We start from the raw sequence: 26,418 nt of genomic DNA on the forward strand, positions 1-26,418 counted from the left end.
GTCCAATTGCGTTCCCCCACGGGGAGCGCGCAAAGAAAAACCCCGCCGAGGCGGGGTTTTCCATGGCTCCGATGCGCGATGCGATCAGAACTTGTACTGCATCGACACGCCGAACAGGTTGGCGCCGCCGTCGTAGCGACCCACCAGACGCGAGCCGCTGGACGACAGCAGGTCGATTTCCGGCTTGTCGGCCAGTTCCAGACGCACGTAGCTGGCGTTGAGCTCCAGGTTGTCGCTGACGTTCCAGCTCAGGCCCAGCGAGTACCAGTTGCGGTCTTCATCGGGCATGCGCGGGGTGCGGTGCGCGCGGGCCACCGGGGACTCGTCGCGCGCGATACCGGCGCGCAGGGTGAACTTGTCGTTGAGCACGAACTCGCCGCCCAGCGAATAGAACCAGCTGTCGTGCCAGTCGTAGTTCTCCACCGCGTCGGCCTGCAGCGGGTTGTCGAATTCGATGCGGATTTCCTTCAGCGAATCCCAACCGGTGTGCACGCCCTCGGCCATGATCGCGAAGCGCTCGGTGGCCTGGTAGGTGGCGCTGAAGGTGTGGGTGGCCGGGGTGGTCAGCTTGGCGCCGCCGCCGTCGGTGGGCTTGTAGATCGCGCTGCCCAGCACGCCGCGGACATTGGCCGGCACCTCGAAGGTCGCCGTGCCGCGCAGTTCGTGGTCGATCTCGGAACGGTACGAGTAGCCCAGCGACAGCTTGTCGGTCGGGCGCAGGCTGATGCCCGCCAGCCAGCCGAAGCTGTTGTCGGTGCCGGAGATGCCGGCGACGCCGTCGTTCTTCTGCGGGCCGAACGGGGCGGCGACCGGGTTCGGGGTGACGCACAAGGCAACCGCCACGCGGCAGACACCGGCGCCGAAATCCACGGCGTTGGTCAGGGTGACGTCGGCGTGTTCGTAGATCACGCCCAGACCCACGGACGCGCGGTCGCTCAGTTCCAGCGAGGCGGCCAGCGTCAGGTCGACGATCTTCACGTCCGATTCCAGCGCGTGGTAGCGACCGACCCAGTCAGCGTCGTAGTCGGTCTTCAGGCCGAACGGTGCGCTGATCATGGCGCCCAGCGTGACGTACTCGAACTGGCCGCTCAGCGGCAGGATGAAGGACATGGCCGGCACGGCGGCGATATCGCCGGCGTCTCCGCCGTCACCACCCCGCAGCGGCTGCTGCAGGGCGGTACCGGCCGCGGCGGTGCCGCCGCCGGTGAATTCGAACGACAGGTCGATCGCGGTGACGTCGGCCTGGAAGGTCTTGTCGGTGAAGGTGGACATCAGCGCGGGGTTGTTGACCACCACCGAGGCGTCGCCCTTGGCCGAGGCCGAACCGGCCATCGCGCGGCCCTGGGCCTTGACGCTGTTTTCCTTCAGCTGGAAGGCGGCTGCGTGGACATCGCCGTAAGCGAGGACGCCGGCGATGCCGAGGGCCAGCGCCGAAACGCGGGTGAGGTTCTTTGCAAATTCCATGGAAAGTCTCCGGAGACGTGGGTAATGAGCACCTGCGCCGATCAGGGCCGCGGGTGTTGTGTTCCACCCGTTCGACCTGCCGGAAGCCCCTCCCGACATACGACGCCGTATGCAGTATACCTGCTAACTAAACTCTAACAATCCACTGTAAGTCATTGCCCCTATTCAGTTTCGTCAGGGCGCCCCATGGGCAGTTCGGTAGCGACCGGGTAGAGTTCCGCCGCATGTTCGTTTCGCTCCCCTCCCGCCGGAAGCCGCCCGTCCGCTGGGCCACGCCGGCCCTGCTGGTGCTCCTTTCCGCCGCCTTCTGCTGGGCGCTGACCCTCGGCGACGCCGCCCAGGGCCACCTGCTGACCCGTTGGGGAGCGCTGACCGGCGGCATGGTGGCACCGGAAGTCTGGCTGGCCTCGCTGCAGAGCGGCACGGTGCTGCGCTTGTTCACCGCCCTGTTCCTGCATGCGGACTGGGCGCACCTGCTGGGCAACCTGGTCTTCCTGCTGATCTTCGGCCTGCCATCGGAACGGGCGATGGGCCCCTGGCGGTTCCTGCTGCTGTTCCTGGTAGGCGGCGCCGTGGCGAACGTGGCCGCCGTGCTGAGCATCGGTACGCCGGACCGCGTCATCATCGGCGCCAGCGGTGCCATCTCCGCCGTCATCGGCGCCTACCTCGCGCTGTTCCCCACCGCCAAGCTCGGCGTGGTCCTGCCGCTGGGCCTGTTCCTGGAATTCGTAAAGGCGCCGGCCTCGCTGCTGATCGGCATCTGGGCGCTGCTGCAGGTGGTGTTCGCCTATACCGGCCCGACCTTCGGCGCGGTGGCGTGGTGGGCGCATATCGCCGGCTTCCTGTTCGGCGTGGTGTTCGCGCTGTTCGTGCGCGCGGCGATCGCGCGCCGCATGCGCAAGCGGCAAGGCTACTAGCGCAGCGGTGAAGGGAGAGAAGTGAGGCGCGAGCGGCACTGCGCTGCCCCACTCCGCACTCCTCTTCACTCGCTCCTATAATCGCCGCATGAAGAACACGCTCTACAAGATCACCTTCCACAACCACACCAAGGTCTACGAACTGTACGCGCGCTCGGTCGCCGCCAGCGGACTGTGGGGCTTCACCGAGGTCAGCGACCTGGTGTTCGACGTGCACGAAGGGCTGGTCGTGGATCCCACCGAGGAGCGCCTGCGCGACGAGTTCGGTGGCACGAAAGTGCTGCACCTGCCGATGCAGAGCATCATCCGCGTGGAGGAAGTGGAGCGGAAAGGCCAGTCCGCGATCCGCGACGCGGCCACCGGCGAGAAAGTGGTGACGCCGTTCCCGGTGCCGGCCAAGCCGCGCTGAGCGCTGCGCGGGTGTTCCTGACGCATCGGCCGTGACCCTATGATGCGCCGGTAAACGGGGCGGCGCAGGCGACGATGTCCACATCCCAACTGTCGATCTATTTCTTCCTGCAGGTCGGGGTGATCATCCTCGCGTGCCGGGCGGCGGGCGCGCTGGCGCGGCGCCTGGGGCAGCCGCAGGTGGTCGGCGAAATGATCGCGGGCGTGATGCTGGGGCCGTCGCTGCTCGGCGCGCTGGCGCCGGGTGTGCAGACGGCGCTGTTCCCGCCCGCTTCGCTGGACATGCTGTACATCGGCGGCCAGGTGGGCGTGGGCCTGTACATGTTCCTCGTCGGCACCGAGTTCAACATGGGCCACCTGCAGGCGCGCTACCGCAGTGCGCTGGCGGTGTCGTGGGCGGGCATCGCGGTGCCGTTCGCGCTGGCCTTCGCATTGGCCCCCTGGCTGCACGACGTGCCCGGATTGTTCTCGTCGCAGGCGCGCTTCCTCGAAACGGCGCTGTTCCTGGGTGCCGCCATCGCGATCACCGCCTTCCCGATGCTCGCGCGCATCATCCAGGAACGTGGTCTGGCGGGTTCGCCGCTCGGTACGCTGGCATTGACCGCGGGCGCCATGGACGACGCGGCGGCCTGGTGCATCCTGGCCGTGGTGCTGGCCAGCTTCGGCGGCAGTTGGGGCCAGGCCTGGCTCGCGATCGGCGGCGGCCTCGCCTACATCGCGCTGATGCTGCTGGCCGGCCGCAGGCTCTTGCGTACGCTGGCCGGGCACGTGCCCACGGAAGGCCCGCTGCCTGCGCCCGTGTTCGCCGTGGTGATGGTGCTGTTCTTCTTCTGCGCCTGGGCGATGGATGCGATCGGCCTGCACGCGGTGTTCGGCGGCTTCGTGCTCGGTATCTGCCTGCCCCGCGGCGCATTGACCGAGCGCCTGCGCGCCACGCTGCAGACCGTGGTGGTCGTGATGCTGCTGCCGCTGTTCTTCACCTATTCCGGACTGAAGACGCAGCTGTCGCTGATCTTCGATGCGGCCATGCTGCTGCCGGCGGTCGCGATCCTGCTGGCCTCGTTCGGCGGCAAGGCGGTCGCCTGCTGGGCGGCCGCGCGGCTGGCGGGCGAATCCTCGCGCGATGCGATGGCGATCGGCGCACTGATGAACGCGCGCGGCCTGATGGAGCTCATCATCATCAACATCGGCCTGCAGGCAGGCCTGATCGGCTCGAGCCTGTTCTCCATCCTGGTGGTGATGGCCATCCTGACCACGCTGATGGCGACGCCGCTGTTCAACCGCATCATGCGCGGCGCCGTCGCGGCGCCGCTGGCATCGGACGCGCGCTGAGCGCGTCGTGCCGCGTCAGCGGCGCGTGGTGGGCGCCGCGCTGTCCGCCCTGGCGGTGGCGGCGACTTTCTTCAGCTCCGCCAGCGCCGCGTTGATCGGCGCGTCGCCATCGAGCACGTCGCCGGGCGTGTAGCCCGCCGCGCCTTCCTCGTCGCCGCGCAGGTGGCCGGGCAGCGTCGCTTCGGTGATGTAGAGCTGACCGTCCTGCTCGACCACCGAGCCCGGCTTGGCGTCGGCGCCTTCCGGCTTCACCACCACGTCCGGCACGATGCCGCTGGCCTGGATCGACTTGCCGCTGGGCGTGTAGTAGCGCGCCGTGGTCAGCTTGACCGAGTCGCCGTTGTCCAGCGGCAGCACCGTCTGCACCGAGCCCTTGCCGAAGGTGCGGCTGCCGACCACGCGCGCGCGGTTGTTGTCGCGCAGTGCGCCGGCCAGTACTTCCGAGGCGCTGGCCGACCCGGCATCGACCAGCACTACCACCGGCGCGCCGTTCAGGCGATCTCCCGGCGTGGCATCGAACTTGGAGTCGCTGATCGACATGCGCCCGCGCGTGCTGACGATGTTGCCCTTGTCGAGCAGATCGTCGGCCACCTGCACGGCCGCGAGCAGCAGGCCGCCGGGGTTGCTGCGCAGGTCCAGCACCAGGCCGCGCAGCTTGCCGGTCTGCTGCAGGCGGTCGATCTGCTTCTGGAAATCAGCGGCGGTATCGGTCTGGAAGGCGCTGATGCGGACATAACCGTAGCCCGGTTCGAGCATGCGGCTGCGCACGCTCGCCACGCGGATGGTGTCGCGCACCAGGGTGACGTCGAACGGTTTGGGCGTGCCGTCGCGCACGAGGGTCAGCACGATCTTGCTGCCCGGCGCGCCACGCAACGGCTCCATGCCGTCCTCGGCGCTGATCGGTTTGCCGTCGATCGCGGTGATCAGATCGCCGGACTTGATGCCGGCCTTGGCCGCAGGCGTGTCGTCGATCGGGGAAACCACCAGCAGCGTGCGGTCGGGCTGCTGCATCAGCTCCACGCCGATGCCTTCGTAGGCGCCATTGGCCTGCTCGTCGAAGGCTTCGGAATCGGCCTTGTCGAAGTAGGTGCTGTGCGGATCCAGGTCGAGCAGCAGGCCGCGGATCGCGGACTGCATCAGCTTCTTGTCCTCGACAGGCTCGACGTACGCTTCCTTGACCGCATTGAACACGGCCACGTACCGGCGGATCTCCTCGAGCGGCACCTTGGGCGCGTTCTCCGCCGCATCGGGATCATCGCTGGGCGCGACCACCGGCGGCGTGTCCGGCAGCGGCGCCTGCTGCTGCGCCCACGCCGGCAGCGCGGCGAGCAGGGCGACGGTCAGGAGGGCCAGGGGAAAACGCGACGGCATGCGGGTGCTCCAGAGGGTGCTCGGTTGGGACTTCGCACGCATGCGCGAAGTTCACCGGATTATGCGCGAAGCCGCGAAGGCCAGATGTTCAAGCCGGGTTAGGACCCGCCGCGCCATTCATCGCCGCTGCAGCCACGACGCGGGGTCCACCGGCTGGCCGTTGCGGCGCAGTTCGAAGTACAGCGCCGCCTGCCCCTGCCCGCCGGACGTGCCGACGCGCGCGACGGGCTCGCCGCGCTTGACGCTGGCGCCGCTGTCCTTCAGCAGGCTGTCGTTGTGCGCATACAGGCTCATGTAGCCGTTGCCGTGGTCGAGGATCAGGATCAGGCCATAGCCCGTCATCCATTCGGAGAACACCACCGTGCCGTCGGCCACGGCGGTGACCGGCGTTCCCGACGGCGCGCCGATCAGCACGCCGGTGCTGGCACGGCCATCGGGCAGGCGGCCGCCATAACGCGCCAGCAGGTTGCCCGACACCGGCCAGCCCAGACCGCCGACTTTCAGCGGCGGCGCGGACGCGACGGCGGGACGCGCGGGCGCGCTGTCGCGCGCGGGACGGCCGCCGGTTCCGGCCGGTTCGCGTTTCTTCGCTGCGGCGGCTTCGGCGGCGGCCCGACGCGCGGCGGCGCGTCGTTCCGCCTCGGCGCGTGCGGCCGCCGCGCGCAAGTTCGCCAGCAGGCGCTCCAGCGAGCGCGCATCCTGGCCCAACGCCTTTTCCTTGCTGGCGCGATCCTGATAACGCTGGTCGAGGTCGGCCATCAGGCTGGCGCGCGCTTTGCGATCCTTCTCGAGTTGCGCGACCTGGGTGCGCTGCTTCGCGCGGGCCGCATCCAGCTCGGCCTGACGGGCGACGATGTCGCGCTCCACCTGGTCCAGCGCCGCCAGTTCGGTATTGAGGGATTCGATGCGCCGCGCCTGGTCGCGCTGCACATAGCGATGGTAGGCCAGCAGGCGGTTGGCGTCCGCCACCCGGTCCTGCGACAGCAGTACCTTCAGCGGCGCATCGTCGCCGCGCTGGTAGGCGGCGCGCACCAGCGCCGTCAGCTGCTCCCGCCGGGCCGCCTGCTGGCCTTGCATCGCGTCGCGCTTGCGCTGCAGTTCCTCCAGCGCCGCGGCTTCGCGGCGCAGCGCGGTTTCGGTTTCGGAGAGCGAACGCGTCGTGCGCCCTACCTGCTCGTCCGCATCGCGCAGCTGGCGCGATGCGGCGCCGCGCTCGCTTTCCAGCTTGCGTCGTTCCTGTGCGATCGACTTCAGCTCGCTGCGCACGCGCTGCAGCTTCTGTTCGGCCTCGCGCGAGGTCTGCGCCGGCGCGGTCGCGACGAGCGACAGTCCGGCCAGCAGGACGATGGCAGCGAAGGCGCGCGCGCGATACGGCATCAGGCGTCGATCAGGCTGCGGCCGCTCATCTCGGCCGGCTGCGGCAGGCCGAGCAGCCGCAGCAGCGTCGGCGCGACATCGCGCAACGCGCCGCCGCTGCGCAGCGTGACCACGGGCGCGCCCTCAGGCTGCACCAGCACCAGCGGCACCGGGCCGACCGTATGCGCGGTATGCGGCTGGCCGGTGGCGGGGTCGCGCATCATTTCCAGGTTGCCGTGGTCGGCGGTGATGATCATGGCGCCGCCCGCCTTGCGCACGGCGGCGTCGACCGCACCCACCGCCTTGTCCACCGCCTGCGCGGCGAGGATGGCCGCCTGCAGGTCGCCGCTGTGGCCGACCATGTCGGGATTGGCGATGTTGCAGACGATCGCGTCGAAACGGCCCGATCCGATCGCATCGACCAGCTTCTCCGTCAGCTCCGGGCAGCTCATTTCCGGCTGCAGGTCGTAGGTGGCGACCTTGGGGCTGGGGATCAGGATGCGCTCCTCGCCCTCGAACACGTCCTCGCGACCGCCGCTGAAGAAGAACGTCACGTGCGCGTACTTCTCCGTTTCCGCGATGCGCAGCTGGGTCAGGCCGTGCTCGGCCAGCAGCTCGCCGAAAGTCTCGCGCAGATCGTCGGGTCCGAACGCCACCGGCGCCGGCAGCTTGGCGTCGTACTCGGTCAGGCAGACGTAACGCGCGAGTTTCGGCACGCGCGCCTCGAACCCGTCGAACGCCGGCGACACGAACGCCGCCGTCAGCTGGCGCGCGCGGTCGGCGCGGAAGTTCATGAACACCACCGCATCGCCATCGGCCATGGGCTGCGCGCCATCGATGACGGTCGGCAACACGAACTCGTCGTTCTCGCCGCGCGCATACGCCGCTTCCAGCGCGGCCACGCCACTGGCGGCATGGTGCGCGCTCTTCGCCTCGACGATGGCGTCCCATGCCAGTCGCACGCGGTCCCAGCGCTTGTCGCGGTCCATCGCGTAGTAGCGGCCGCTCACGGAGGCGATGTGCGCGTTGCCGAGTTTCGTGCACAGATCCTGCAGCGCGTGCAGGCTGGGCTCGGCCGACTTCGGCGGCGTGTCGCGGCCGTCGAGGAAGGCGTGCACCGCCACGCGCGGTACGCCCTGCCGCCTGGCCAGCTCGAGCATCGCGAAGATATGCAGCTCATGGCTGTGCACGCCCCCCGGCGACAGCAGGCCGAACACGTGCAGGGTCTTTCCGTCCGCCTTGGCCGCCTCGCAGGCGGCGACGAGTTCGGCATTGGTGTAGAAGCTGCCATCCTCGATGGCGGCGTCGATGCGGGTCAGGTCCTGGTAGACGATGCGGCCGGCGCCCAGGTTCATGTGCCCCACTTCGGAATTGCCCATCTGCCCGTCCGGCAGGCCCACGTGGCGGCCTTCGGTATGGATCAGCGTGTGCGGCGATGTCACCAGCAGGCGGCGCCAGTTCGGCAGTTCGGCCTGCGCCAGCGCGTTGTCGGTGGGATCTTCGCGATGCCCCCAGCCATCCAGGATCAGCAGCACGACGGGCTTGGGACGCTTCACGGGCGCGGGGGATGCGGACACGGCAGGATTCCAGTGACTTCAGGCAGGTGACGATTGTAGCGAAGCATGGTGCCATCCTTGCCCGCACGCCGGTGTTTAAACCCTTGCCGCCGCCGGCGCATCAGACCGATACGAGACCACCCAAGAGGCAATACCATGATCCGTCCCCGTACCGCCCTGCTGCTGACCCTGGCCCTGGCCGCCACGCCCGCGCTGGCCCAGCAGGAAATCTCCAAGGTCAACGGCAGCATCAACGCCGACGCCGGCCAGACCTATGGCGATCTGGACACCGTCAACGGCAGCATCCGCATCGCCGACGGCGTCACCGCCGAGGACGCCAGCACCGTCAACGGCAGCATCACCGTCGGCGACAAGGCCGTGGTGGAATCGCTGGAAACCGTCAACGGCGGGATCCGCACCGGCAAGGACGTCAACGTCCGCAAGGACGTCGAAACCGTCAACGGCAGCATCTTCATCGATCGCGGCGGCGTGGTCGGCGGCGACGTCGAGACCGTCAACGGCGCGATCGGGCTGGTCGGCACGCAGGTCGGCGGCAGCATCGAGACCGTGCTCGGCGACGTCACCGTCGGCGTCGGCTCGAAGGTCCGCGGCGGCCTGCGCGTGCAGAAGTCCAACGCCGGCTTCTTCAACACCAACAGCAAGAAGGTACCGCGCATCGTGATCGGCCCCAATGCCGAAGTGAATGGCCCGCTGGTGTTCGAGCGCCCCGTCACCCTCTACGTGCACACCAGCGCCAAGATCGGCCCGGTGACCGGCGCCACCGCCAAGCCGTTCAGCACCGACACCGCCCCGGCAGAGTAACCCGTCCTGCTCCCTCCCCCGCCCGCGGGGGAGGACTGGGGTGGGGCACTGCTCGTGCTGAGCCCGACCCGTCCATTGCCGCCAGGCCGTTCCGCTAGAATCGGGATTCCGTTCGTTGAGGAATCCCGATGTCCCGCAAGTTGATGCTGGTGCTTGCCACCGCGGCCGCCCTGGCCGCGTGCAAGCGCGAACCCGAGGCGCCCGCTGCCGCGCCAGAAGCCGCCACGCCGCCCGCCGCCGCGCACGCCTTCACCGCCGACATCACCGAAGGCGACTTCGCCGAGATGGTGAACACGCTGGCGTCGGACGAGTTCGAAGGCCGCGCGCCCGGCTCGGTCGGCGAAGAGAAGACCGCCGCCTACCTCGAAGCGCAGATGAAGCGCATCGGCCTGCAGCCGGGCAACAACGGCAGCTACTTCCAGAACGTGCCGATGGTGGAGACCACCGCCGACGAGGCCGCGACCACGCTGTCGCTGACCACCTCGACCGGCAAGCGCGACCTGAAGTTTGGCACCGATTACGTCATCGGCACCCGCACCGGCCAGACCGACGTCACGCTGGACGCCAGCGACCTGGTGTTCGTCGGCTACGGCGTCGATGCGCCCGAGCAGAAGTGGAACGATTACGCCGGCCAGGACTGGACCGGCAAGACCGTGGTGATGTTCGTCAACGACCCGGGCTTCCACAGCAAGGACGAGACGCTGTTCGGCGGCAACCGCATGACCTACTACGGCCGCTGGACCTACAAGTTCGAAGAGGCCGCGCGCAAGGGCGCCGCCGCCGCGCTGATCGTGCACGACACCGCCGGTGCCAGCTACGGTTGGGACGTGGTGAAGAATTCCTGGTCCGGCGCGCAGTACGACCTGCCGGCCAAGGACGATCCGGAGAAGCGCATCCCGCTGCAGGGCTGGCTGAGCGCCGATGCCGCCAAACAGCTGTTCGCCGATGCCGGCCTGGACCTCGAAGCCGCCTACGCCAGCGCCGGCAAGCGCGGCTTCAAGCCGGTGCCGCTGAAAGCGCAGGTGTCCGCCACGCTCAAGAGCACTATTACCGAGAAGACCTCGCGCAACGTCATCGGCTTGCTGCCGGGCGCCAGCAAGCCCGACGAGGCCGTGCTGTACATGGCCCATTGGGACCACCTGGGCAAGCATGAAGGCGAAGAGGGCGACAACATCTACAACGGCGCGGTCGACAACGCGACCGGCGTGGCCGGCATCCTGGAGATCGCCGAAGCCTTCGCCCACCAGGATCCGAAACCTGCGCGCTCGGTGGTGTTCGTGGCGGTGACGCTGGAGGAATCCGGCCTGCTCGGTTCCAAGTACTACGTCGCGCACCCGACCTTCCCGCTCAACAAGATCGCCGGCGTGATCAACCTCGACGCGATGAGCGTGGGCGGCAAGTCGCGCGACTTCGTCGTCACCGGCAAGGGCAACTCGCAGCTGGAAGACATGCTGAAGGTCTACGCCGACCAGCAGGGCCGCGTGCTCGCCGAGGAAGGCAACCCGGCCGGCGGCTACTACTTCCGCAGCGACCACTTCAACTTCGCCAAGGCCGGCGTGCCGGCGCTGTACGCCAAGGGCGGCAACGACCTGCTGGCAGGCGGCGTGGAAGCCGGCAAGGCGGCAAGCGAGGAGTACGCCAAGCGCTACCACCAGGCCAGCGACGAAGTGCACGACGGCTGGAAACTGGACGGCGTGGTGCAGGACCTGCAGGCGCTGTACGGCGTGGGCAAGGACCTGGCGGTCGAAGACACCTGGCCGACCTGGTACGACGGCAACCCCTTCAAGGCCGCGCGCGACGCGATGATGAAGACGGAGCCGGCGAAGAAATAAGCCGGCGGCTGTGATGCGATACGAAGACGGCGCCGGAAGGCGCCGTTTTCTTTTTTGCCGGCCACTCGTTCGACCGACCCTCTTTCCTGTGGGAGCGACGTCCGTCGCGATGAGGCGTTACCGGCGGCCCATCGCGACGGACGTCGCTCCCACACCACTCTTTCCTGGCAACCGGCAGCACGCCATCGCCCCCCTCACCCCCTCTTCCCGTGTCGGGGCGAGGGACAGGAGCATGGACGCCCACCCCGCACGCGCACTACCCTGCGCCATCCTCGGAGGGAATACGCATGGCCATCGCTTACTGGTGCATCCTGATCACCGCCCTGCTGCCGTACCTGTGGGTCTTCATCGCCAAGCGGTCCGGCGAGCGCTACAACAACCGCAATCCGCGCGCGTGGCTGGCCAAACAGGACGGCAACTACAAAGTGCAGCGCGCCAACGCCGCGCATCTCAACGGTTTCGAGGCATTTCCCGCCTTCGTCGCCGGCGTGCTGATGGCGCAGTTGGCCGGCGTGCCGGCAGCGACGATCACACCGCTCGCCATCGCCTTCGTCGTCGCGCGCGTGCTGCACGGCGTCTTCTACCTGGCCGACAAGCAGTCGCTGCGCAGCTTCATCTGGCTCGTCGGCATGCTGTGCGCGGTCGCGCTGATGGTGCTGGCGGCGATGCAGGTGGGGTGAGGTTGCCCCCGGGATAATAGATGTGGGAGCGACGTAAGTCGCGATGAAGCTTCACCGGTGGCCCATCGCGACTTACGTCGCTCCCACACCGACTATCCCACTCCTCCGATCAGCCCGATCGCGGCACGCTCAGCGCAGATCCTCTTCCCACCCGAACAACGCAAACGCCTTCAGGAACTCCGCATCCAGCGGCGCCACCGCCTCGACACGCTCGCCGGTCACCGGATGCGGGAACGACAGCCGCACCGCGTGCAGCAGCATGCGATGCACGCCGTGCATGCGGAAGTGGCGGTTGTGGCGGCCATCGCCGTGGCTGGTATCGCCGATCAGGTGATGGAACGCATGCTTCAGATGGCGACGGATCTGGCGGAAGCGGCCGGTCTCCGGCTGACAACGGAGCAACGCATAGCGTGAGGTCTCGAAGTCGCCCGACGGCAACGGCAGCTCGCCCGTCGCCAGCCGCATGAAGCGCGTCAACGCCGGCTTCTTCTCCGGCTTGCCCGGGCCGCCGTCGATGGCGTGGTCGACGATGAAGTCCGGCTCCGGCCAGCCGCGGCAGACGGCCAGGTAATCCTTCTGCACCTCGCGCGACATCAGCACCTTGCCCAGCGTGGACGCGCTGTCGCGGTCGAACGCCACCAGCAGGCAGCCGCTGGTGGCGCGGTCCAGCCGGTGGATCAGGAAGATCGGCTTGCCGAACTGCGCGCGCAGGCGGTCGGCGACGAAGTCCGTCTCGCCGCGCGCCAGCTTGCTGTCGTGCGCCATCACGCCCGCCGGCTTGTTCACCACCGCGATCTGCGCATCGGCATACAGCACCGGCAACGCGCCGTCGTCGGTCGTGGTCTCCTCCTGATCCATGAATCACCCTTTCCTGCAAATCTGCGAAACTCGGGGTCCGCCGCACGCGATGGACGCCCGCGGCCCTGTTGGAGGATCGTGGATGTCGTCACCCCGCTTCATTGTCGCACTCGGACTGGCCATCACGCTGGCCCTGGGCGCGCCCACCGCGCTGCAGGCGCAGACGGCGCTGCCGAAAGGCGTCGCTGCCGGCCCCAGCATCGAGGGCATCAGCGAATACACCCTGGCCAACGGCCTGCGCGTGCTGCTGTTCCCCGACGCCACCAAGCCGACGGTGACGGTGAACCTGGTCTACAACGTCGGCTCGGTGCACGAGAACTACGGCGAGACCGGCATGGCGCACCTGCTCGAGCACCTGCTGTTCAAGGGCACGCCCACGCAGTCCGACATCAGCGGCGAGATGAAGAAGCGCGGCATCGACTTCAACGCCACCACCGGCCTGGATCGCACCAATTACTTCGCCTCGTTCCCGGCCAACACCGACACCCTGGAGTGGGTGCTGACGATGGAAGCCGACCGCATGGTCCATTCCAACGTCGCGAAGAAGGACCTGGACAGCGAGATGACCGTGGTCCGCAACGAACTGGAAGCCGGCGAGAACAATCCCGGCGGCGTGCTGTTCCAGCGCATCCGTTCCACCGCCTTCCTGTGGCACAACTACGGCAACACCACCATCGGCGCGCGCAGCGACGTGGAAGGCGTGCCGATCGACAGGCTGCAGGCGTTCTACCGCCAGTGGTACCAGCCGGACAACGCGACCCTGATCGTCGCCGGGCGCATCGACACCGCCGACGTGCTGGCGCGCATCGCGCGCCACTTCGGACCGCTGAAGAAGCCGGCGCGCGCGCTGCCGCGCTTCTACACGGTCGAGCCCGCGCAGGACGGCGAGCGCGAGGTCACCGTGCGCCGCGTCGGCAACCTGCGGCTGGTCGCTACCGCCTACCACGTGCCCGCCGTCGCGCATGCCGACAACGCGCCGCTGAGCGTGCTGGCGAACGTGCTGGGCCACACGCCGGGCGGACGTCTGCACAAGGCCCTCGTCGAAGGCAGGCTGGCGGCCGGCAGCGGCGCCAACAGCGAGTCCATGCGCGATCCCGGCCTGCTGACCGCCGTCGCCGTCATCCCGGCCGACGGCGATGCGAAGAAGACCGAAGCCGAACTGCTGAAGCAGGTCGAACAGATCGCCGCACAGCCGATCACGCAGCAGGAGGTCGATGAGGCCAAGCAGCGCATCGGCAACGCCTACGACCTGTACTTCACCGACGTCAACGCGGTCGGCATGGGCCTGTCGGAATTCCAGTCCGCCGGCGACTGGCGCCTGCTGTTCACCAGTCGCGATGCGATCGAGAAGGTCACCGCCGCCGACGTGAACCGCGTCGCCGCGACCTACCTGAAGTCGAGCAACCGCACACTGGGCCGCTTCATCCCCAGCGAGGCGCCGGAGCGGGTGGAGATTCCCGCCGCGCCCGCGGTCGCCACCCTGGTGGATGGTTACACCGGCCGCGCCGCGGTCACTGCGGGCGAGCGGTTCGATCCCTCGCCGCAGAACATCGAAGCGCGCACGCAGACCTTCATCCTGGGCAAGGCGCTGCGCGTGTCGCTGCTGCCGAAGAAGACGCGCGGCGGCACGGTGATCGTCGACGCCAACTTCCGTTTCGCCGACGAGGCCGCGCTGACCGGCCGCGAGGGCGCCGCCGGCATGGCCGGCGCGATGCTGATGCGCGGCAGCAAGACACTGACGCGCGCGCAGATCGACCAGCGCATGGACCAGTTGAAGACGCAGGGCAGCATCAGCGGCAGCCTGCAGGGCGCGGCGATCGGCCTGCAGACCCGGCGCGAATACCTCGCCGATGCGCTGGCGCTGGCGGCCGACGTGCTGCGTAACCCGGCGTTCCCGCAGGATGAGTTCGAGCAGTTGCGCGTGCAGGCCCTGACCGGCATGGAAGCTTCGCGCCAGGAGCCGGGCGCGATCGCCGGCCGCGCGCTGGCGCAGTACTTCGACCCGTGGCCCGCCGGCCATCCGCTTCGCAACCGCACGCTGGACGAATCCATCGCGATGATGAAGGCGCTGAAGCTCGACGACGTGCGCGCGTTCCATCGCGACTTCTACGGCACGTCCGAAGGCGAGATCGCCATCGTCGGTGATTTCGACCCGGTGGCCGTGCGCGCGCAGCTGGAGCGGCTGTTCGCCGGCTGGCAGGCGGGCACGCCATACGCGTCCATCGATACGCGCTACACCGATGTGGCGGCGAAGCAGCAGCGGTTCGAGACGCCGGACAAGCCCAACGCCGTGCTGCTGGCCCGGCAGAACCTGTCGCTGCGCGTGACCGATGCGGACTATCCCGCGATGATCGTCGCCAATCGCATCTTCGGCAGCGGCGCGCTGAAGTCGCGCCTGGGCGATCGCATCCGCCAGCAGGAAGGTCTCAGCTACGGCGTCTCCAGCGGCATCCGTGCCGACGACAGCCGCAGCGGCCAGGACGACGCCGGCAGCTTCACCGTGCAGGCCATCGCCGCGCCCGAGAACATGGCCAAGGTAGAAGCGCTGGTGCGCGAGGAACTGGACAGGCTGTTGAAGGACGGCATCACCGCCGACGAGCTGAAGGACGCCGTAGCCGGCACGCTGACCGAACGCGAGCAGGCCCGCGCCGAGGACGGCACGATCGCCGGCATGCTGACCGACCAGTTGTACTTCGGCCGCACCATGCAGTTCACCGCCGACCTGGATGCGAAGTACGCCGCACTGACCCGGGATCAGGTCAACGCGGCGATGCGCAAGCACCTGAAGCCGCAGGCGCTCAGCGTGTTCGTGGCGGGCGATTTCGCCAAGAAGACGACAAGCGCATCGGCCACTCCGGGAGGGACGCCATGAACACCGGTACCGACGCCAGGCGCGAGGCCGCCCTCGCGCGCTGGCAGAAGATCCGCGACCAGGGGCCCCTGCGCTTCATCGTGTTGCGCGGCATGCTCGGCTGGGGCATCGCCACCGCGCTGCTGTGGTGCGGATTGATGGCGGTGTTCACCGAGCGGGAGTTCCTGCCACTGCTGACGGCCGCGCTGATCGGCTTTCCCATCGGCGGCCTGGTCTGGGGTGGCGCGATGTGGTTCATGGCGGAGAAACACCGCGAGCGCACGGAACGCTGACGGAGCACGCCTCTGACGCTCCCTGCATCGACGACGGCCCCGCACGGGGCCGTTGTTGTTTGCGCCGCAGGCGGGGAGGCTCCCCTCGTCCTGCCTGTGGGGAACGGTGTCGAGGACCGCAAAAGGCGAGCAGGTCCAGACCAGATGGATGCCCGGAAATCCTTCTCGCCGTGGGAGCGACGTAAGTCGCGACGGGCTGTCGGTAACGCCTCATCGCGACTTACGTCGCTCCTACAAGGACCGTCCGCGCCATCTCGCACGAAGCTCCATGGGGCACTTGAGCGCCATCCGCGAGGCTCGGGCACTATCGATGGGCCCCGAAATCCCCACGGTGGCGACCGGGATGCGGAAGATCGAGCGCTCCCTTGCCATCGATGGCTTCCACCATCCGATCCCTCTTGCGTACAAAGCCATCGATGGCTGGAAAAGACCGATCGATGGCATGCGAAAAGCGGTCGCCGGGTTCGGGAAAGCGATCGATGCGTTCTCCATGCCATCCCATCGCGTTTCCGGACCCAGCGATGGCATTGTCGAAGCGATCAATGACACGTCGTGCCCGGAGACCGGCCTCAAAGGCCCGATCTTCCGCTGTTCGTGCCCGATGGTCCGATCCCGCGCTACGGCAGCTTCAGCGTCACCACCAGCGGGAAGTGGTCGGAGGGATAGCGGTCGTTCCAGCGCGTGGTCACCGATGTCACCGATTCCAGCTGCACGCCCTTCACGAAGATCCAGTCGATGCGCCTGTCGGCCTTGCCCGTGAACCCGTGGAACGTGGCCTCGCTGCCCTCGACGCGTGGCGCGGTCGTCCACGCATCCTGCAGCGTGCGGGCCAGCACCGCATGCACCTCGCTGTCGGGCGTGGTGTTGAAGTCGCCGGTCAGCACCACCGGTACCCCGGCCGGCAACGTGGCCAGATGCGCGGCGATGGCCTTCGCGCCTTTCACGCGCGCGGCTTCGTCCTGGTCGCGGTACGGCAGATGCGTGTTGAAGACATAGAAGCGCTTGCCGTCGGCGCGACGCTCGAACAGCGCCCACGTCACCAGACGCGGATGCAGGTGGTTCCACGTGATGCTGCCGGGAACGGTCGGCGTATCGGACAACCAGAAGTCGCCGGCCTCGACGACCGTCAGCCGGTCCTTCCGGTAGAACACGCCCATGCGCTCGCCGCCGCCATCGGCGTCGCGCCCACGGCCGAACCACGCGTACTGCGGCAGCTCCTTCGCCAGATAATCGGCCTGGGCCTTCACCAGTTCCTGCAGCCCGATCACATCGGGCGCCTGCTCCCGCAGCATCTTCACCGCCAGCGGCTTGCGCGTCTCCCAGTAGTCGGCGCCATCGCTCTCGACGGGCAGGCGGATGTTGAAGCTCATCACGGAAAGTGGCGTGTCGTCCGCCGCGGATAAACCGGCACTGAAACCGGTCGCCATCACCAGCGCCAGCCATGCGATGCCACGTGCGATCCTCTTCATGCGCGCCTCGTCCACGGGAACCGGCCGCAGTATAGGCCGCGTCCGTGACCATCACTCCGTATCAGCGAGAGATCGCCATGTCATTGCTCATCGCCACGCTGTTCGCCTTCGCCGGACAGGCCGGCGCCCACGATCCGTACTACCTCGACCGCACCATCAACAGCGCCAACGACCTGGTGGGCTGGTGCCGCGCCGAGGCCGAAGCGCGCTACGCCGCGCGCAGCATGCCGACCTATCAATGGACTTCGTCGCAGGTCGACCGCGGCAACACCCTGTTCGTCGAAGGCAAGCTGCGCGCGGACGGGCAGGACGTCGCGGTCCGCTGCAGCGTTGTCCGTGGCGCTCAGCTGCGCTACGCCAGCATCCAGATCGACGACCCGCGGATCCGCTGAGGCATGCACGCCCTCGTACTGCTGCTGGCTGCATCGGTTCCCCACGACGGCCGCGACGCGCCTGTACCCGCCGCCATCGGCGAACCCGCCAGCGCTTGCGTTGCGCAGCGACTGAAACCCTTTGTCAGTCCCTACGGCATCCAGCAGGCATGGCCGGTGATGGCGTCGCCGCCGGCCGATGTGCTGGACTCGCTGGGCGCGCCGCTCGCGGACATGGGCCAGGTCGCCGACGGCTACCAGCAGTTCGTGCATGTCGACACGCGCGCGCGTGCGGTGTACGTGGTCGAACAAGGCGGCTTCGCCGGCACCACGAAGGTGTTCGGGCCGTTGCCGCTGCCGCGCTGCGCACCGGACACGCCTCCCGCATCGACGACACCACGCTGAGGTGCGTGGCATCGCGGGTGCGGTTCATGCCGAACGGCGCTGGCCGCCGTGCTTGCCCTCCGCGATCTCTTCGACCAGCTTCGCGCAGAACGCAGGCAGGTCCTTCGGTGTGCGGCTGGTGACCAGGCCCTTGTCGACGATCACTTCGTCGTCCTTCCAGGTGGCCCCCGCGTTCTCCAGGTCCTTGCGGATGTTCGGCACCGAGGTGATGGTGCGGCCTTTCAGCACATCGGCATTGGCGAGTACCCAGGGGCCGTGGCAGATCGCACCGACCGGCTTGCCGGCCTCGAAGAAGCCGCGCGTGAACGCCAATGCCTGCTCGTCGACGCGCAACGCGTCGGGGTTGAACAGCCCGCCGGGAATGACGAGCGCGTCGTAGTCCTGCGCGCTGACCTCGGACAGCACGTGATCGACATCGACCTGGTCGCCTTTGTCGAAATGCTGGAAACCCTGGATGCGGCCGCTCTCCAGCGACACGATGTCGACCTGCGCCTGGTGTTCCTTCAGCGCACGCAGTGGCTCGGTCAGCTCGGACTGCTCGAAACCGTCGGTGGCGAGGATGGCGACGCGCTTTCCGGTCAGGTGGCTCATGGGGGAACTCCCGTACGAATGAGCCTGTACCGTAGCGCGCGCCATGCGCACGGCGCGCGAAAGAATCGTTGCGGGCGCGTCAATGCACGCGACCCGCCTGCCTGACGGCGGGCGCGCTTCGAGGGGGCGTGCTTCAATGGGGCCTGTTCATGGAGAGACGGGAACGGTGGCGAACCCCACGATCATCGTGCTGCGCAGCGTGCTGGCGCTGACCTTGGCCATCGTCGCGATCCCCTTGGTGAACCTGGCCGGCGGCGAACTCGCCCTGCTGCTTCGGCTGCCGCCCGGCGGCGATGCGCGCCTGGCCTACGACCTGCTGTGGGTCTTCCTGGCCGGACTCGTCGGCAGTGCGTTGATGGTGGGCGTCGCGGCGGTGGCGAAGACCGCGCATGCGTGGACGATCTTCGCGATCTATGGGGTCCTGGGCGTCTACGTGACCGTGGCAGCATGGGACGACTTCCCGCGCTGGTTCACCCTGGCCTGCCTGCTGACCTTGCCCTTGCAGGTGGGGTTGGGCTGGCGATGGGCGGTAAGGCGAGCAGTGAACGGGAAGGAGTGAGTCGTGAGCGAAAGAGCAGTCCTCGCTCTACTCACTCCTCACTCCTCTTCCCTCGTTCCCGCCTCACCGCCGCGGCCACGCCGCCAGCAGCGCCCACAGCCCGCCGATGCCGGCGATCCACGCCGCGGCGGGCACGTCGAACAGGCTCGGCCCGCCCGCTTCCAGCGCGTACAGCACGGCCGCGACGATCAGCAGTCCGACGCCGAGGATCGCAGCGACGACACGGCGCTGCATGCCCTTCATCGTCAGTGCGAGATCGGCGAGATCCTTCGAGCGCAGTGCCAGTTCGTGGCGGCCCTCCACCTGCTGGCTGAGCCACGCGTGCACCAGACGCGGCATGTCCGGCGCGTGGGTCATGATCTCCGGCAGGCGCTTGCGGAATTCCTGCGCGGCGCGCTGCGGGCTGTAGCGTTCCAGCAGGATGCGCTCCAGCACCGGTCGCGCCACCGCCCAGATGTCGATCTGCGGATCGAGCTGGCGGCCGACGCCTTCGATGTTCAGCAGCGTCTTCTGCAACAGGATCAGCTGCGGCTGCAGCGTCAGCTCGTAGCGCTGCGCGGTGCGGAACAGCTTGGCCAGCACCTCGGCCAGCGAGATCTCGCTGAGCGGGCGGGTGAAGTACGGCTCGCAGACCGCGCGCGCGGCCGCTTCCAGCTCGTCGATGCGGATGTGCGACGGCATCCAGCCGGCCTGCACGTGCAACTCGGCGATGCGGCGGTAGTCGCGATTGAAGATCGCCATGAAGTTCTCGGCGAGCCAGTACTGGTCGTCGCGCGAGAGCTGGCCCATGATGCCGAAGTCCAGCGCGATGAAGCTCGGATCCGTCTTCCGCTCCGGATCGACCCAGATGTTGCCGGCGTGCGCGTCGGCGTGGAAGAAGTTGTCGCGGAACACCTGCTGGTAGAACACGCGCACGCCCTTGGCGGCCAGCGCCTTGCGGTCGATGCCGGCGGCGTCCAGTGCCGCGATGTCGTCGGACGGGATGCCGCGCACGCGTTCCATCGTCATCGCGCGCTCGGCGGTATGCGACCAGATCACCTCGGGCACATACAGGTCCGGCGACTCCGACCAGTTGCGCCGCAACAGGCTGGCATTGCCGGCCTCGCGCTGCAGGTCGAGCTCGGCCGCCAGCGTGTTCTCGATCTCGGCGACGATCTCGCGCGGGCGGATCTTGTCAGCGCTGGGATGCGCACGCTCGACGATGGCCGCGACGCTCTCCAGTAGCGCGATGTCGCCGGCGATCTGCTTGCGGATGTCGGGGCGCAGCACCTTGACCACGACCTCGCGCCCGCCGGGCAGCGTGGCCGCGTGCACCTGCGCGATCGACGCGGACGCGAGCGGCGTGGTGTCGAACTGCTCGAACGCTTCGTGGATCGGGCGACCGAGTTCCGCCTCCACCAGTGCACGCGCGCGGTCGCCGTCGAACGGGGCGACACGGTCCTGCAGCAGGGTCAGTTCCTCGGCGATGTCGGGTGGGATCAGGTCGCGCCGCGTGGACAGGATCTGTCCGAACTTGACGAAGATCGGCCCCAGCTCCTGCAGCGCCAGCCGCAGGCGCGCACCGCGCGGCTGGGCGGCGATCTCGGCCGAGGCGCGCGGCACGAACGGACGGCCGAGGCGCAGCCAGCGTTCGACCGGGGTGCCGTCGAGCAGGTCATCGAGGCGATAGCGGAGCAATACCCGGCCGATGCGGCTGGCCCGCAACACCGACTTCATGAGCGATGCTCCACGCGCGCGGCAAGGCGACCGACGCGCACCGCCATGCGCTCGACGTCGTCGCGGATCGCATCGACCTTGTCATGGAAGGCCTCGAGTTCCTCGCGGCCGACGACATCGCGCGATTCCTCGGTGACGTAATCCGCCGCACTCTCGGCGAAATTGCCCGCCGCGTGCCGCACCTGCTGCAGACCGCCGCGTACCGCATGGGCGACCTGCACGCCCATCACGTCGCCGAACATGCGCGTGAACGGCAGCGACCAGTCGGGATCGAAACGGGTCGCCAGCGTCTGCAGGCGGCGCGCGAGGTCGGCATCGCCGGAGACCTTCACCTTGCCGACGGGCGTCGCGTGGTCGCGGCGGAAAAACGGCAACTGGCCGAGCAGGCCACCGAGCGTGCCGCGCACGGCAAGGTCGGCTTCCTGCACTTCGCTCGCGGGCCCGACCTGCAAGCGACCGCCTCCGACCATGATGTCCATCGCCAGCGGCGGGACATCGACCTTCAACTGGATACGTCGGCCTTCGAGCGGCAGAAGGGCCGCGGCGGTATCGGGGTCCAGCAACAGCGCCTGGTTGAGCGCGACTTCCAGTGCGCGGCCGGCGAGGGGCTTGAGGGCATCGAACGGAGACAGGTCCATGTCGTCATTCTAGGGCCTGTTCACGCGGATGACCCCTGTCGCATGTCGCACAGGGCGGTACGGCGGGGTACCGGGCATCGACAGGCCGACGGCGCTGCGTGTGCGCCCCGCCCGCCCGTCTGCCTGCTTCGTGCGGGCTCGGGGCGGGCTCGACGGCATCCTGCCGTCCCGGCGGAGAGACAACGTGACGTCAGACCCGCTTGCCGCGCAGCAGCGAGATGATCGCCAGGATCACGAACACGACGAACAGCACCCACGCGATGTTGGTGGCGGCGCCGGCGATGCCGCTGAAACCCAGGACGGCGGCGATGAGTGCGATGACGAAGAAGATGACGGCGTAGCGCAGCATGGAAACTCCCTTTGGCATGTGGCCAGTAGTGCAGCCGGTAGTGGCGTGGGACATGCTGGAATGGCGGAAGTCATCGCCGCGTGAGCGCGCTGCAGCACGGTAAGGAAAGCCTTCAGCCTCGTGATTCACGCGTGAAGGCCATGCTTGCGGAGGACGTCGTGCGCCCGCTTCGAGCCGGCGCTACGCATGCAGGTCAGGGAGCGCGCCGCAGCGCGTCCTGATCGGCGAATTGGCTTGCTCGTGTTTCCAATGAAATGCGGCCGAGCCTGAGACCTCTCCTACACCGGATGGGCGTGCAACCAGGCGCGCAGGCGCTCGAAGCCCTCGTCCATCGACACACGCGGCACGTAGCCGAAGTCGCGCCGCGCAGGCGCCATGTCGTACCAGTGCGCCGTGCTCAGTTGTTCGGCGAGGAAGCGCGTCATCGGCGGCTCGCCTTTCAGCGGCAATACCGTCCACAGCGTCTCGCAGACCGCGCCGATGCGGTACGCAGCCTTGAACGACAGTTGCCTGTCGACGCGCGGTGCACCGGCGGTCTCCAAGAGCGCGTTCAGCAGCTTGCGCATCGGCCACGGCTCGCCGTTGGAGATGAAGTAAGCATTGCCGGCGCAGGCCGCGCCCGGCGCGAGGTGGTCGAACGCGTCGAAGTGCGCCTGCGCGGCGTTGTCGATGTAGGTGGTGTCGACACGGTTCTCGCCGCTGCCGACGATGCGCAGGCGGCCGGCGCGCGCCCGCGACACCAGCCGCGGCAGGATCTGATGATCGCCCGGTCCCCAGATCAGCCGCGGACGCAGCGCGACCGTCGCCAGCGTGGCGTCGTTGGCAGCCAGCACTGCCTTCTCCGCGATCATTTTGGTGGTGGCATACGGCGCCTTGAAGCCCTCGCCATACGGCACGTCGGCGGCGCTGCCGCCTTCCACGGGATGCGTGGCGCGATGCGTCACGCTGGGCGTGGAGGTGTAGACGAGACGACCGATGCCGTGCGTGCGGCAGGCGTCCAGCACGTTCTGCGTGCCGACCACGTTGGCGTCGTGGTAGCTCTTGTAGCTGCCCCACGCCCCCGCCTTGGCGGCGTTGTGGAAGATCGCGTCCACGCCTGCGGCGGCATGCATCACCGCGTGGCCGTCGGCCAGGTCGCCCTGTACCTGCCCCACCCCGAGTTCGCGCAGCACCGGGTAGTGGCCGCGGTTGAAGCTGATCACCTCGTGCCCGCGCTCGACCAGGCCGCGGCACAGCGCCTGGCCAAGGAAACCACCGCCACCGGTGACGAGGATCTTCATGCAGGTTGCTCCAGCTGGGTTGTCGCCCACACAGCCAGCTTCTCGCGGCCGATCTTGGCGTTGTGGCGGATGTCGACCGGGAAGCCCGGATGCGGCAGGTAGGCGGCCATCCGTGCGGTGTGCGGATGGCGCGCGGCGATCGCGCGCAACTCGGCTTCGATGCGCGACGGATCGGCGCTGGCACCGGGATGCAGTTCGTAGCAGAGCACGGGCTGCTGGCGTCCCGCTTCGCCGACGCCGACCAGTGCGGTGCGGCGCACCTGCGGATGCGTGTTGAAGACGGGTTCGACCTGCTCGGTGTAGAGCGGGCCGTCGGCGGTTTCGACGCGCTGCGTCTTTCGGCCGCAGAACCACAGTCGGCCTTCACCATCGAACCAGCCTACGTCGCCCATGCGGTGCACGATGCGCGTGCCGCCGTCGACCTGCGTTTCGTGGATCTTGGCGATGCGGGTGGCGGCATCGCGACGGAAGTAGGTGTCGGTGGCGGTGGGTCCGGCGACGGTGATCTCGCCGACCTCGCCGTCCTTCAGTATCTCGACCTCGGCCCAGTCGGCGATGGCGTCATCGGTAATGCGGATGATGCGGACCTCGTTCGGCGGCACGGCGCGGCCGACGCAGGTGCCGGCACCGGCTTCCGTGTCCGCGCGCGTGGCTTCCAGTTCGCGCCCTTCGATGACGGCGACCGGCAGGCATTCGGTGGCGCCGTACGGCGTCCAGAACTGGCCACTGTCCGGCAGCAATGTGCGGATCTTCGCGACGACGTCCGGCGGTACCGGTGCACCGGCCGACGTCACGCGCTGCACCGTCGGCAGCGGCTGGCCATGGTCGGCGAGCACCTTCATCAGCGCCGGCGAACCGAACAGCTGGGTGACGCCGAAGCGCGCGATGGCGGCGTGCAGCTTTTCGGGATCGGCGCTGGCCGGACGCGTGGGATCCATATCGGGGATCACCGAGGTCAGCCCGAGCGCGGGATCGAACAGCGCGAATGGCGGGAACGTCGGCAGGTCGACGCCGCCGGGCTGCATGCCGAACGCGTTGCGCAGCAGGTCAATCTGCGCGACGAAGTGGCGATGGCGGTACACCACGCCCTTCGGCACGCCGGTGGAGCCGCTGGTGAACAGGATGCCGGCGACATCGTCGGGCGAAGTGTCCGCGAGTTGCGGGCCGGCACCGGCGCCGCGCGCCTCGATCTTCGCCAGCGTGGTGCCGCCCCAGCCCCAGCGCGTGCCGACGGTGACGATCTTCTTCGCCGATTTCGCCCAGCCCAGTGCGCAACGCGCGAGCTGCGCCAGCGGGATGCCGATGAAGGCGGCGGGCTCGGCTTCGTCCAGGCATTGCTTCAGCGCACGCCGGTCGATGCCCGGGTCCACCAGCACCGGCACGGCACCGGCCTTGAAGAGGGCGAACATCAGCAGGAAGAAGTCCGGCGACGGCCGCACCATCACCACCGCGCGCGTGCCACGGCCGATTCCGTAGGCACCCAGCCCGGCGGCGATGGCGTCGCTGCGCGCGTCCAGCTGCGCATAGGTGAGGTCGCGGGTGTAGCGGCCTGCGCCGTCGGGGCAGCGCATCGCCACCTGGTCGGGCCGCTCGCGGGCCAGCCGGGGCAGGCTGGCGGCGATGTTGCACGGTTCGGTCATGCGGCCATTGTCGCCGCTGGACGGTACTTGCGTCAGCCCGCGGCGCAGGCAGAATGCGCGTCCCGCCCGTGCAACGTCGCCAGTCACCCGCCAATGCATCCGTGCCTGACCTGCGGCGCCTGCTGCGCCCACTTCCGCGTCAGCTTCCACTGGAGCGAGGCAGACCCGGAGCAGGGCGGCGTGGTGCCGATCGAGCTGACCGAGCCGCTGCGCGTGCACGAGCGCGTGATGCGCGGCACTTCGCAGAAGCGTCCCTGGTGCGTCGCGCTGGATGCCGACATCGGCCGCTACAGCCGCTGCACGATCCACGACCGGCGCCCGTCGGTGTGCGCGCTGGTGCCAGCGTCGCTGGAGTTCGGCGAACGCAGCGCGCAGTGCGACAAGGCGCGGTTGGCGCACGGCCTGCCGCTGCTGGTGGAGGCGGACTGGGTAGGCGTGGTGGAGGCGGACAAGAATCCGCTGCCGGAGCTCTGACCGTGCACGGTCGATCGTAGAACCGTGCTCGCTCGGGTCCGTGTCCCGTCGGGTATCCAAGCGCCGGACCGAAGAGCAGCGGAGCGAGCTCCGCTCTACGCGTTCCATGCGATGACGGGCCGTGTACGAGACGTCTGGGGCCAGAGGGTGGGGACTGACCGCGAACAACGTAGAGCCGAGCTTGCTCGGCTCCGTGTCCCGTCAGGCATCCCGGTACCGGCCGGAGGACAGTGGAGCGGACTCCGCTCTATGGCAACGGATGGCGATCCAGGAAATCGCGGATCAGCGGCACCAGGATTTCGTGCTTGTCTTCCAGTACGTAGTGACCGGCGTCTTCGTACGCATGCACTTCCGCATTCGGCAGCGCGGCGCGGAAGCCGTCCAGGAAGTGCCGGTCGAACACGAAATCCTTCAGCCCCCAGCCGAGGAACGCGGGACGGTCGGCGAACGACGGCAGCGCCTTGCCGGCGGCGTCCAGCAGCGACCACGCCTTGTCCTGCGGACCCAGCGGGATGTCCTGCATGAAGCGGATGGTGGAGATGCGGTTCGCCCAGGTGTCGTACGGCGACACATAGGCGCGGCGCACGTCAGCCGGCATGCGCCGCTCGACGCCGATCCACGAGGCGCCCGCGGAGAAGGCGTTGAAGCCGCGGATGATCCACTCGCCGATGGTCCAGTCGCGACCGAGCCCGATCTGCCACGGCATCTTCTTCGCCGCCGGCATCGGGAACGCGGCGGTGTTGGTGATGACCAGCCGCTTCACCTGCGCGGCGTGCGACAGCGCCCAGCCGAAACCGATCATGCCGCCCCAGTCGTGCACGGCCAGCGTGACCGGGCCGGTGATGCCGAGATGCGTGAGCAGTGCGGCGACATCGTCCACACGCGACTGCAGGGTGTACTCGTAGCGGCTGTCGTCCGGCTTGTCGGACAGGCCCATGCCGATGTGGTCGGGCACGATGCAGCGGTAAGTGTCCGACAGGCCCGCCACAAGCGTGCGCCAGTAATAGCTCCACGACGGATTGCCGTGCAGCATCACCACCACCTCGCCATCGCGCGGACCTTCGTCGAGGTAGTTCATCGACAGGCCCGGACGGACCTCGAAGCGCTTCGGATGGGAGGGATAGCCGGGAAGGTTCATCGCGCGTCGCCGCCGTCAAAGAAAAGGGCCGGCGAACCGGCCCCTGGT

At 68.5% G+C, this 26,418-nt stretch carries 24 protein-coding genes and 1 pseudogene; 12 read left to right on the plus strand and 13 right to left on the minus strand.

From position 1 onward, the window contains the following. Positions 1-84 precede the first annotated feature (84 nt). Entirely contained in the window at positions 85-1,464 is a 1,380-nt protein-coding gene (locus AC1Q5B_RS03505; RefSeq protein WP_492630339.1) for an OmpP1/FadL family transporter, read from the minus strand. Between the two features lie 224 nt (positions 1,465-1,688). On the opposite strand from AC1Q5B_RS03505, the gene AC1Q5B_RS03510 reads away from it, so the two are divergent. The 3 genes from AC1Q5B_RS03510 to AC1Q5B_RS03520 all read left to right on the plus strand — a co-directional run bounded on the left by AC1Q5B_RS03510 (position 1,689) and on the right by AC1Q5B_RS03520 (position 4,121). Then, the gene (locus tag AC1Q5B_RS03510) at positions 1,689-2,381 is read left to right on the plus strand and encodes a rhomboid family intramembrane serine protease (RefSeq protein WP_492630340.1); all 693 of its coding nucleotides are present in this window, start codon (positions 1,689-1,691) and stop codon (positions 2,379-2,381) included. An 88-nt stretch (positions 2,382-2,469) separates the two neighbouring features. Further along, positions 2,470-2,790, plus strand: coding sequence for a DUF1820 family protein (locus AC1Q5B_RS03515; RefSeq protein WP_492630341.1), 321 nt, complete (start codon positions 2,470-2,472; stop codon positions 2,788-2,790). Between the two features lie 74 nt (positions 2,791-2,864). After that, a complete protein-coding gene (locus tag AC1Q5B_RS03520) occupies positions 2,865-4,121 on the plus strand; it encodes a cation:proton antiporter (RefSeq protein WP_492630342.1) in 1,257 nt (418 codons plus the stop codon). On the opposite strand, the pseudogene AC1Q5B_RS03525 reads toward AC1Q5B_RS03520, so the two are convergent. The 3 genes and pseudogenes from AC1Q5B_RS03525 to gpmI all read right to left on the minus strand — a co-directional run. After that, positions 4,082-5,492 (minus strand): annotated as a pseudogene (locus AC1Q5B_RS03525) (S41 family peptidase); the annotation flags it as partial. The gene AC1Q5B_RS03520 and the pseudogene AC1Q5B_RS03525 sit on opposite strands and share 40 nt — an antisense overlap. 117 nt (positions 5,493-5,609) lie before the next feature. After that, on the minus strand, positions 5,610-6,869 hold the full coding sequence (locus AC1Q5B_RS03530; protein WP_492630343.1) for a murein hydrolase activator EnvC family protein: 1,260 nt from the start codon (positions 6,867-6,869) through the stop codon (positions 5,610-5,612). Beyond that, positions 6,869-8,425 carry a 2,3-bisphosphoglycerate-independent phosphoglycerate mutase gene (gpmI, locus tag AC1Q5B_RS03535; protein ID WP_492630344.1) on the minus strand — a complete coding sequence of 519 codons (1,557 nt, stop codon included), beginning with the start codon at positions 8,423-8,425 and terminating at the stop codon, positions 6,869-6,871. Before gpmI ends, AC1Q5B_RS03530 begins: the two co-directional genes overlap by 1 nt. Before the next feature lie 138 nt (positions 8,426-8,563). Here gpmI and AC1Q5B_RS03540 point away from each other — a divergent pair, with 138 nt between their 5' ends. The 3 genes from AC1Q5B_RS03540 to AC1Q5B_RS03550 all read left to right on the plus strand — a co-directional run bounded on the left by AC1Q5B_RS03540 (position 8,564) and on the right by AC1Q5B_RS03550 (position 11,738). Further along, complete coding sequence (locus AC1Q5B_RS03540) at positions 8,564-9,226, plus strand: DUF4097 family beta strand repeat-containing protein (RefSeq protein ID WP_492630940.1); 663 nt, start codon at positions 8,564-8,566, stop codon at positions 9,224-9,226. Between the two features lie 128 nt (positions 9,227-9,354). Further along, the gene (locus tag AC1Q5B_RS03545; protein WP_492630345.1) at positions 9,355-11,058 is read left to right on the plus strand and encodes a M28 family metallopeptidase; all 1,704 of its coding nucleotides are present in this window, start codon (positions 9,355-9,357) and stop codon (positions 11,056-11,058) included. Positions 11,059-11,345: 287 nt separating this feature from the next. Beyond that, positions 11,346-11,738, plus strand: coding sequence for an MAPEG family protein (locus AC1Q5B_RS03550; RefSeq protein ID WP_492630346.1), 393 nt, complete (start codon positions 11,346-11,348; stop codon positions 11,736-11,738). 129 nt (positions 11,739-11,867) lie between these two features. On the opposite strand, the gene AC1Q5B_RS03555 is transcribed toward AC1Q5B_RS03550, so the two are convergent. After that, positions 11,868-12,596: a pseudouridine synthase gene (locus tag AC1Q5B_RS03555; RefSeq protein ID WP_492630347.1), complete on the minus strand. Its 729-nt coding sequence runs from the start codon at positions 12,594-12,596 to the stop codon at positions 11,868-11,870. A gap of 82 nt (positions 12,597-12,678) precedes the next feature. Here AC1Q5B_RS03555 and AC1Q5B_RS03560 point away from each other — a divergent pair, with 82 nt between their 5' ends. Continuing rightward, positions 12,679-15,468, plus strand: a complete 2,790-nt coding sequence (locus AC1Q5B_RS03560) for a M16 family metallopeptidase (protein WP_492630348.1) — start codon at positions 12,679-12,681, stop codon at positions 15,466-15,468. Continuing rightward, positions 15,465-15,740 carry a hypothetical protein gene (locus AC1Q5B_RS03565; RefSeq protein WP_492630349.1) on the plus strand — a complete coding sequence of 92 codons (276 nt, stop codon included), beginning with the start codon at positions 15,465-15,467 and terminating at the stop codon, positions 15,738-15,740. Before AC1Q5B_RS03560 ends, AC1Q5B_RS03565 begins: the two co-directional genes overlap by 4 nt. 617 nt (positions 15,741-16,357) lie before the next feature. Here the strand turns inward: AC1Q5B_RS03565 and AC1Q5B_RS03570 are convergent. Then, positions 16,358-17,209, minus strand: coding sequence for an endonuclease/exonuclease/phosphatase family protein (locus AC1Q5B_RS03570; RefSeq protein ID WP_492630350.1), 852 nt, complete (start codon positions 17,207-17,209; stop codon positions 16,358-16,360). A 77-nt stretch (positions 17,210-17,286) separates the two neighbouring features. Here AC1Q5B_RS03570 and AC1Q5B_RS03575 point away from each other — a divergent pair, with 77 nt between their 5' ends. Beyond that, entirely contained in the window at positions 17,287-17,601 is a 315-nt protein-coding gene (locus AC1Q5B_RS03575; RefSeq protein ID WP_492630351.1) for a hypothetical protein, read from the plus strand. 3 nt (positions 17,602-17,604) lie between these two features. Next, entirely contained in the window at positions 17,605-17,985 is a 381-nt protein-coding gene (locus AC1Q5B_RS03580; RefSeq protein ID WP_492630352.1) for a hypothetical protein, read from the plus strand. A gap of 24 nt (positions 17,986-18,009) precedes the next feature. On the opposite strand, the gene AC1Q5B_RS03585 is transcribed toward AC1Q5B_RS03580, so the two are convergent. After that, a complete protein-coding gene (locus AC1Q5B_RS03585; RefSeq protein WP_492630353.1) occupies positions 18,010-18,576 on the minus strand; it encodes a type 1 glutamine amidotransferase domain-containing protein in 567 nt (188 codons plus the stop codon). 166 nt (positions 18,577-18,742) lie between these two features. Here AC1Q5B_RS03585 and AC1Q5B_RS03590 point away from each other — a divergent pair, with 166 nt between their 5' ends. Then, complete coding sequence (locus AC1Q5B_RS03590) at positions 18,743-19,135, plus strand: hypothetical protein (RefSeq protein ID WP_492630354.1); 393 nt, start codon at positions 18,743-18,745, stop codon at positions 19,133-19,135. Between the two features lie 63 nt (positions 19,136-19,198). On the opposite strand, the gene ubiB is transcribed toward AC1Q5B_RS03590, so the two are convergent. The 5 genes from ubiB to oleC all read right to left on the minus strand — a co-directional run bounded on the left by ubiB (position 19,199) and on the right by oleC (position 24,758). Then, positions 19,199-20,851, minus strand: coding sequence for a ubiquinone biosynthesis regulatory protein kinase UbiB (ubiB, locus tag AC1Q5B_RS03595; RefSeq protein ID WP_492630355.1), 1,653 nt, complete (start codon positions 20,849-20,851; stop codon positions 19,199-19,201). Next, a complete protein-coding gene (locus AC1Q5B_RS03600) occupies positions 20,848-21,489 on the minus strand; it encodes a ubiquinone biosynthesis accessory factor UbiJ (protein ID WP_492630356.1) in 642 nt (213 codons plus the stop codon). Before AC1Q5B_RS03600 ends, ubiB begins: the two co-directional genes overlap by 4 nt. A 190-nt stretch (positions 21,490-21,679) precedes the next feature. Then, complete coding sequence (locus AC1Q5B_RS03605; RefSeq protein WP_146388387.1) at positions 21,680-21,838, minus strand: DUF1328 domain-containing protein; 159 nt, start codon at positions 21,836-21,838, stop codon at positions 21,680-21,682. A 278-nt stretch (positions 21,839-22,116) separates the two neighbouring features. After that, a complete protein-coding gene (gene oleD, locus AC1Q5B_RS03610) occupies positions 22,117-23,118 on the minus strand; it encodes a 2-alkyl-3-oxoalkanoate reductase (RefSeq protein WP_492630357.1) in 1,002 nt (333 codons plus the stop codon). Continuing rightward, entirely contained in the window at positions 23,115-24,758 is a 1,644-nt protein-coding gene (gene oleC / locus AC1Q5B_RS03615) for an olefin beta-lactone synthetase (protein ID WP_492630358.1), read from the minus strand. Before oleC ends, oleD begins: the two co-directional genes overlap by 4 nt. Positions 24,759-24,851: 93 nt before the next feature. Between oleC and AC1Q5B_RS03620 the strand changes: the two genes are divergently transcribed. After that, complete coding sequence (locus AC1Q5B_RS03620; RefSeq protein ID WP_492630359.1) at positions 24,852-25,232, plus strand: YkgJ family cysteine cluster protein; 381 nt, start codon at positions 24,852-24,854, stop codon at positions 25,230-25,232. Between the two features lie 247 nt (positions 25,233-25,479). On the opposite strand, the gene AC1Q5B_RS03625 is transcribed toward AC1Q5B_RS03620, so the two are convergent. Beyond that, entirely contained in the window at positions 25,480-26,370 is an 891-nt protein-coding gene (locus AC1Q5B_RS03625; RefSeq protein WP_492630360.1) for an alpha/beta fold hydrolase, read from the minus strand. Positions 26,371-26,418: the final 48 nt, after the last annotated feature.

The organism is Pseudoxanthomonas sp. GW835-FHT14C01 (assembly GCF_058793715.1).

What these genes read in the sequence shown, in the direction of transcription:
- oleD (WP_492630357.1), bottom strand. Translation starts at nt 23,118, where the DNA reads ATGAAGATCCTCGTCACCGGTGGCGGTGGTTTCCTTGGCCAGGCGCTG.
- AC1Q5B_RS03515 (WP_492630341.1), top strand. Translation starts at nt 2,470, where the DNA reads ATGAAGAACACGCTCTACAAGATCACCTTCCACAACCACACCAAGGTC.
- AC1Q5B_RS03530 (WP_492630343.1), bottom strand. Translation starts at nt 6,869, where the DNA reads ATGCCGTATCGCGCGCGCGCCTTCGCTGCCATCGTCCTGCTGGCCGGA.
- AC1Q5B_RS03600 (WP_492630356.1), bottom strand. Translation starts at nt 21,489, where the DNA reads ATGGACCTGTCTCCGTTCGATGCCCTCAAGCCCCTCGCCGGCCGCGCA.
- AC1Q5B_RS03565 (WP_492630349.1), top strand. Translation starts at nt 15,465, where the DNA reads ATGAACACCGGTACCGACGCCAGGCGCGAGGCCGCCCTCGCGCGCTGG.
- AC1Q5B_RS03605 (WP_146388387.1), bottom strand. Translation starts at nt 21,838, where the DNA reads ATGCTGCGCTACGCCGTCATCTTCTTCGTCATCGCACTCATCGCCGCC.
- AC1Q5B_RS03560 (WP_492630348.1), top strand. Translation starts at nt 12,679, where the DNA reads ATGTCGTCACCCCGCTTCATTGTCGCACTCGGACTGGCCATCACGCTG.
- ubiB (WP_492630355.1), bottom strand. Translation starts at nt 20,851, where the DNA reads ATGAAGTCGGTGTTGCGGGCCAGCCGCATCGGCCGGGTATTGCTCCGC.
- AC1Q5B_RS03545 (WP_492630345.1), top strand. Translation starts at nt 9,355, where the DNA reads ATGTCCCGCAAGTTGATGCTGGTGCTTGCCACCGCGGCCGCCCTGGCC.
- AC1Q5B_RS03555 (WP_492630347.1), bottom strand. Translation starts at nt 12,596, where the DNA reads ATGGATCAGGAGGAGACCACGACCGACGACGGCGCGTTGCCGGTGCTG.
- AC1Q5B_RS03585 (WP_492630353.1), bottom strand. Translation starts at nt 18,576, where the DNA reads ATGAGCCACCTGACCGGAAAGCGCGTCGCCATCCTCGCCACCGACGGT.
- oleC (WP_492630358.1), bottom strand. Translation starts at nt 24,758, where the DNA reads ATGACCGAACCGTGCAACATCGCCGCCAGCCTGCCCCGGCTGGCCCGC.
- AC1Q5B_RS03550 (WP_492630346.1), top strand. Translation starts at nt 11,346, where the DNA reads ATGGCCATCGCTTACTGGTGCATCCTGATCACCGCCCTGCTGCCGTAC.
- AC1Q5B_RS03510 (WP_492630340.1), top strand. Translation starts at nt 1,689, where the DNA reads ATGTTCGTTTCGCTCCCCTCCCGCCGGAAGCCGCCCGTCCGCTGGGCC.
- AC1Q5B_RS03570 (WP_492630350.1), bottom strand. Translation starts at nt 17,209, where the DNA reads ATGAAGAGGATCGCACGTGGCATCGCATGGCTGGCGCTGGTGATGGCG.
- AC1Q5B_RS03575 (WP_492630351.1), top strand. Translation starts at nt 17,287, where the DNA reads ATGTCATTGCTCATCGCCACGCTGTTCGCCTTCGCCGGACAGGCCGGC.
- AC1Q5B_RS03625 (WP_492630360.1), bottom strand. Translation starts at nt 26,370, where the DNA reads ATGAACCTTCCCGGCTATCCCTCCCATCCGAAGCGCTTCGAGGTCCGT.
- AC1Q5B_RS03580 (WP_492630352.1), top strand. Translation starts at nt 17,605, where the DNA reads ATGCACGCCCTCGTACTGCTGCTGGCTGCATCGGTTCCCCACGACGGC.
- AC1Q5B_RS03620 (WP_492630359.1), top strand. Translation starts at nt 24,852, where the DNA reads ATGCATCCGTGCCTGACCTGCGGCGCCTGCTGCGCCCACTTCCGCGTC.
- AC1Q5B_RS03505 (WP_492630339.1), bottom strand. Translation starts at nt 1,464, where the DNA reads ATGGAATTTGCAAAGAACCTCACCCGCGTTTCGGCGCTGGCCCTCGGC.
- AC1Q5B_RS03520 (WP_492630342.1), top strand. Translation starts at nt 2,865, where the DNA reads ATGTCCACATCCCAACTGTCGATCTATTTCTTCCTGCAGGTCGGGGTG.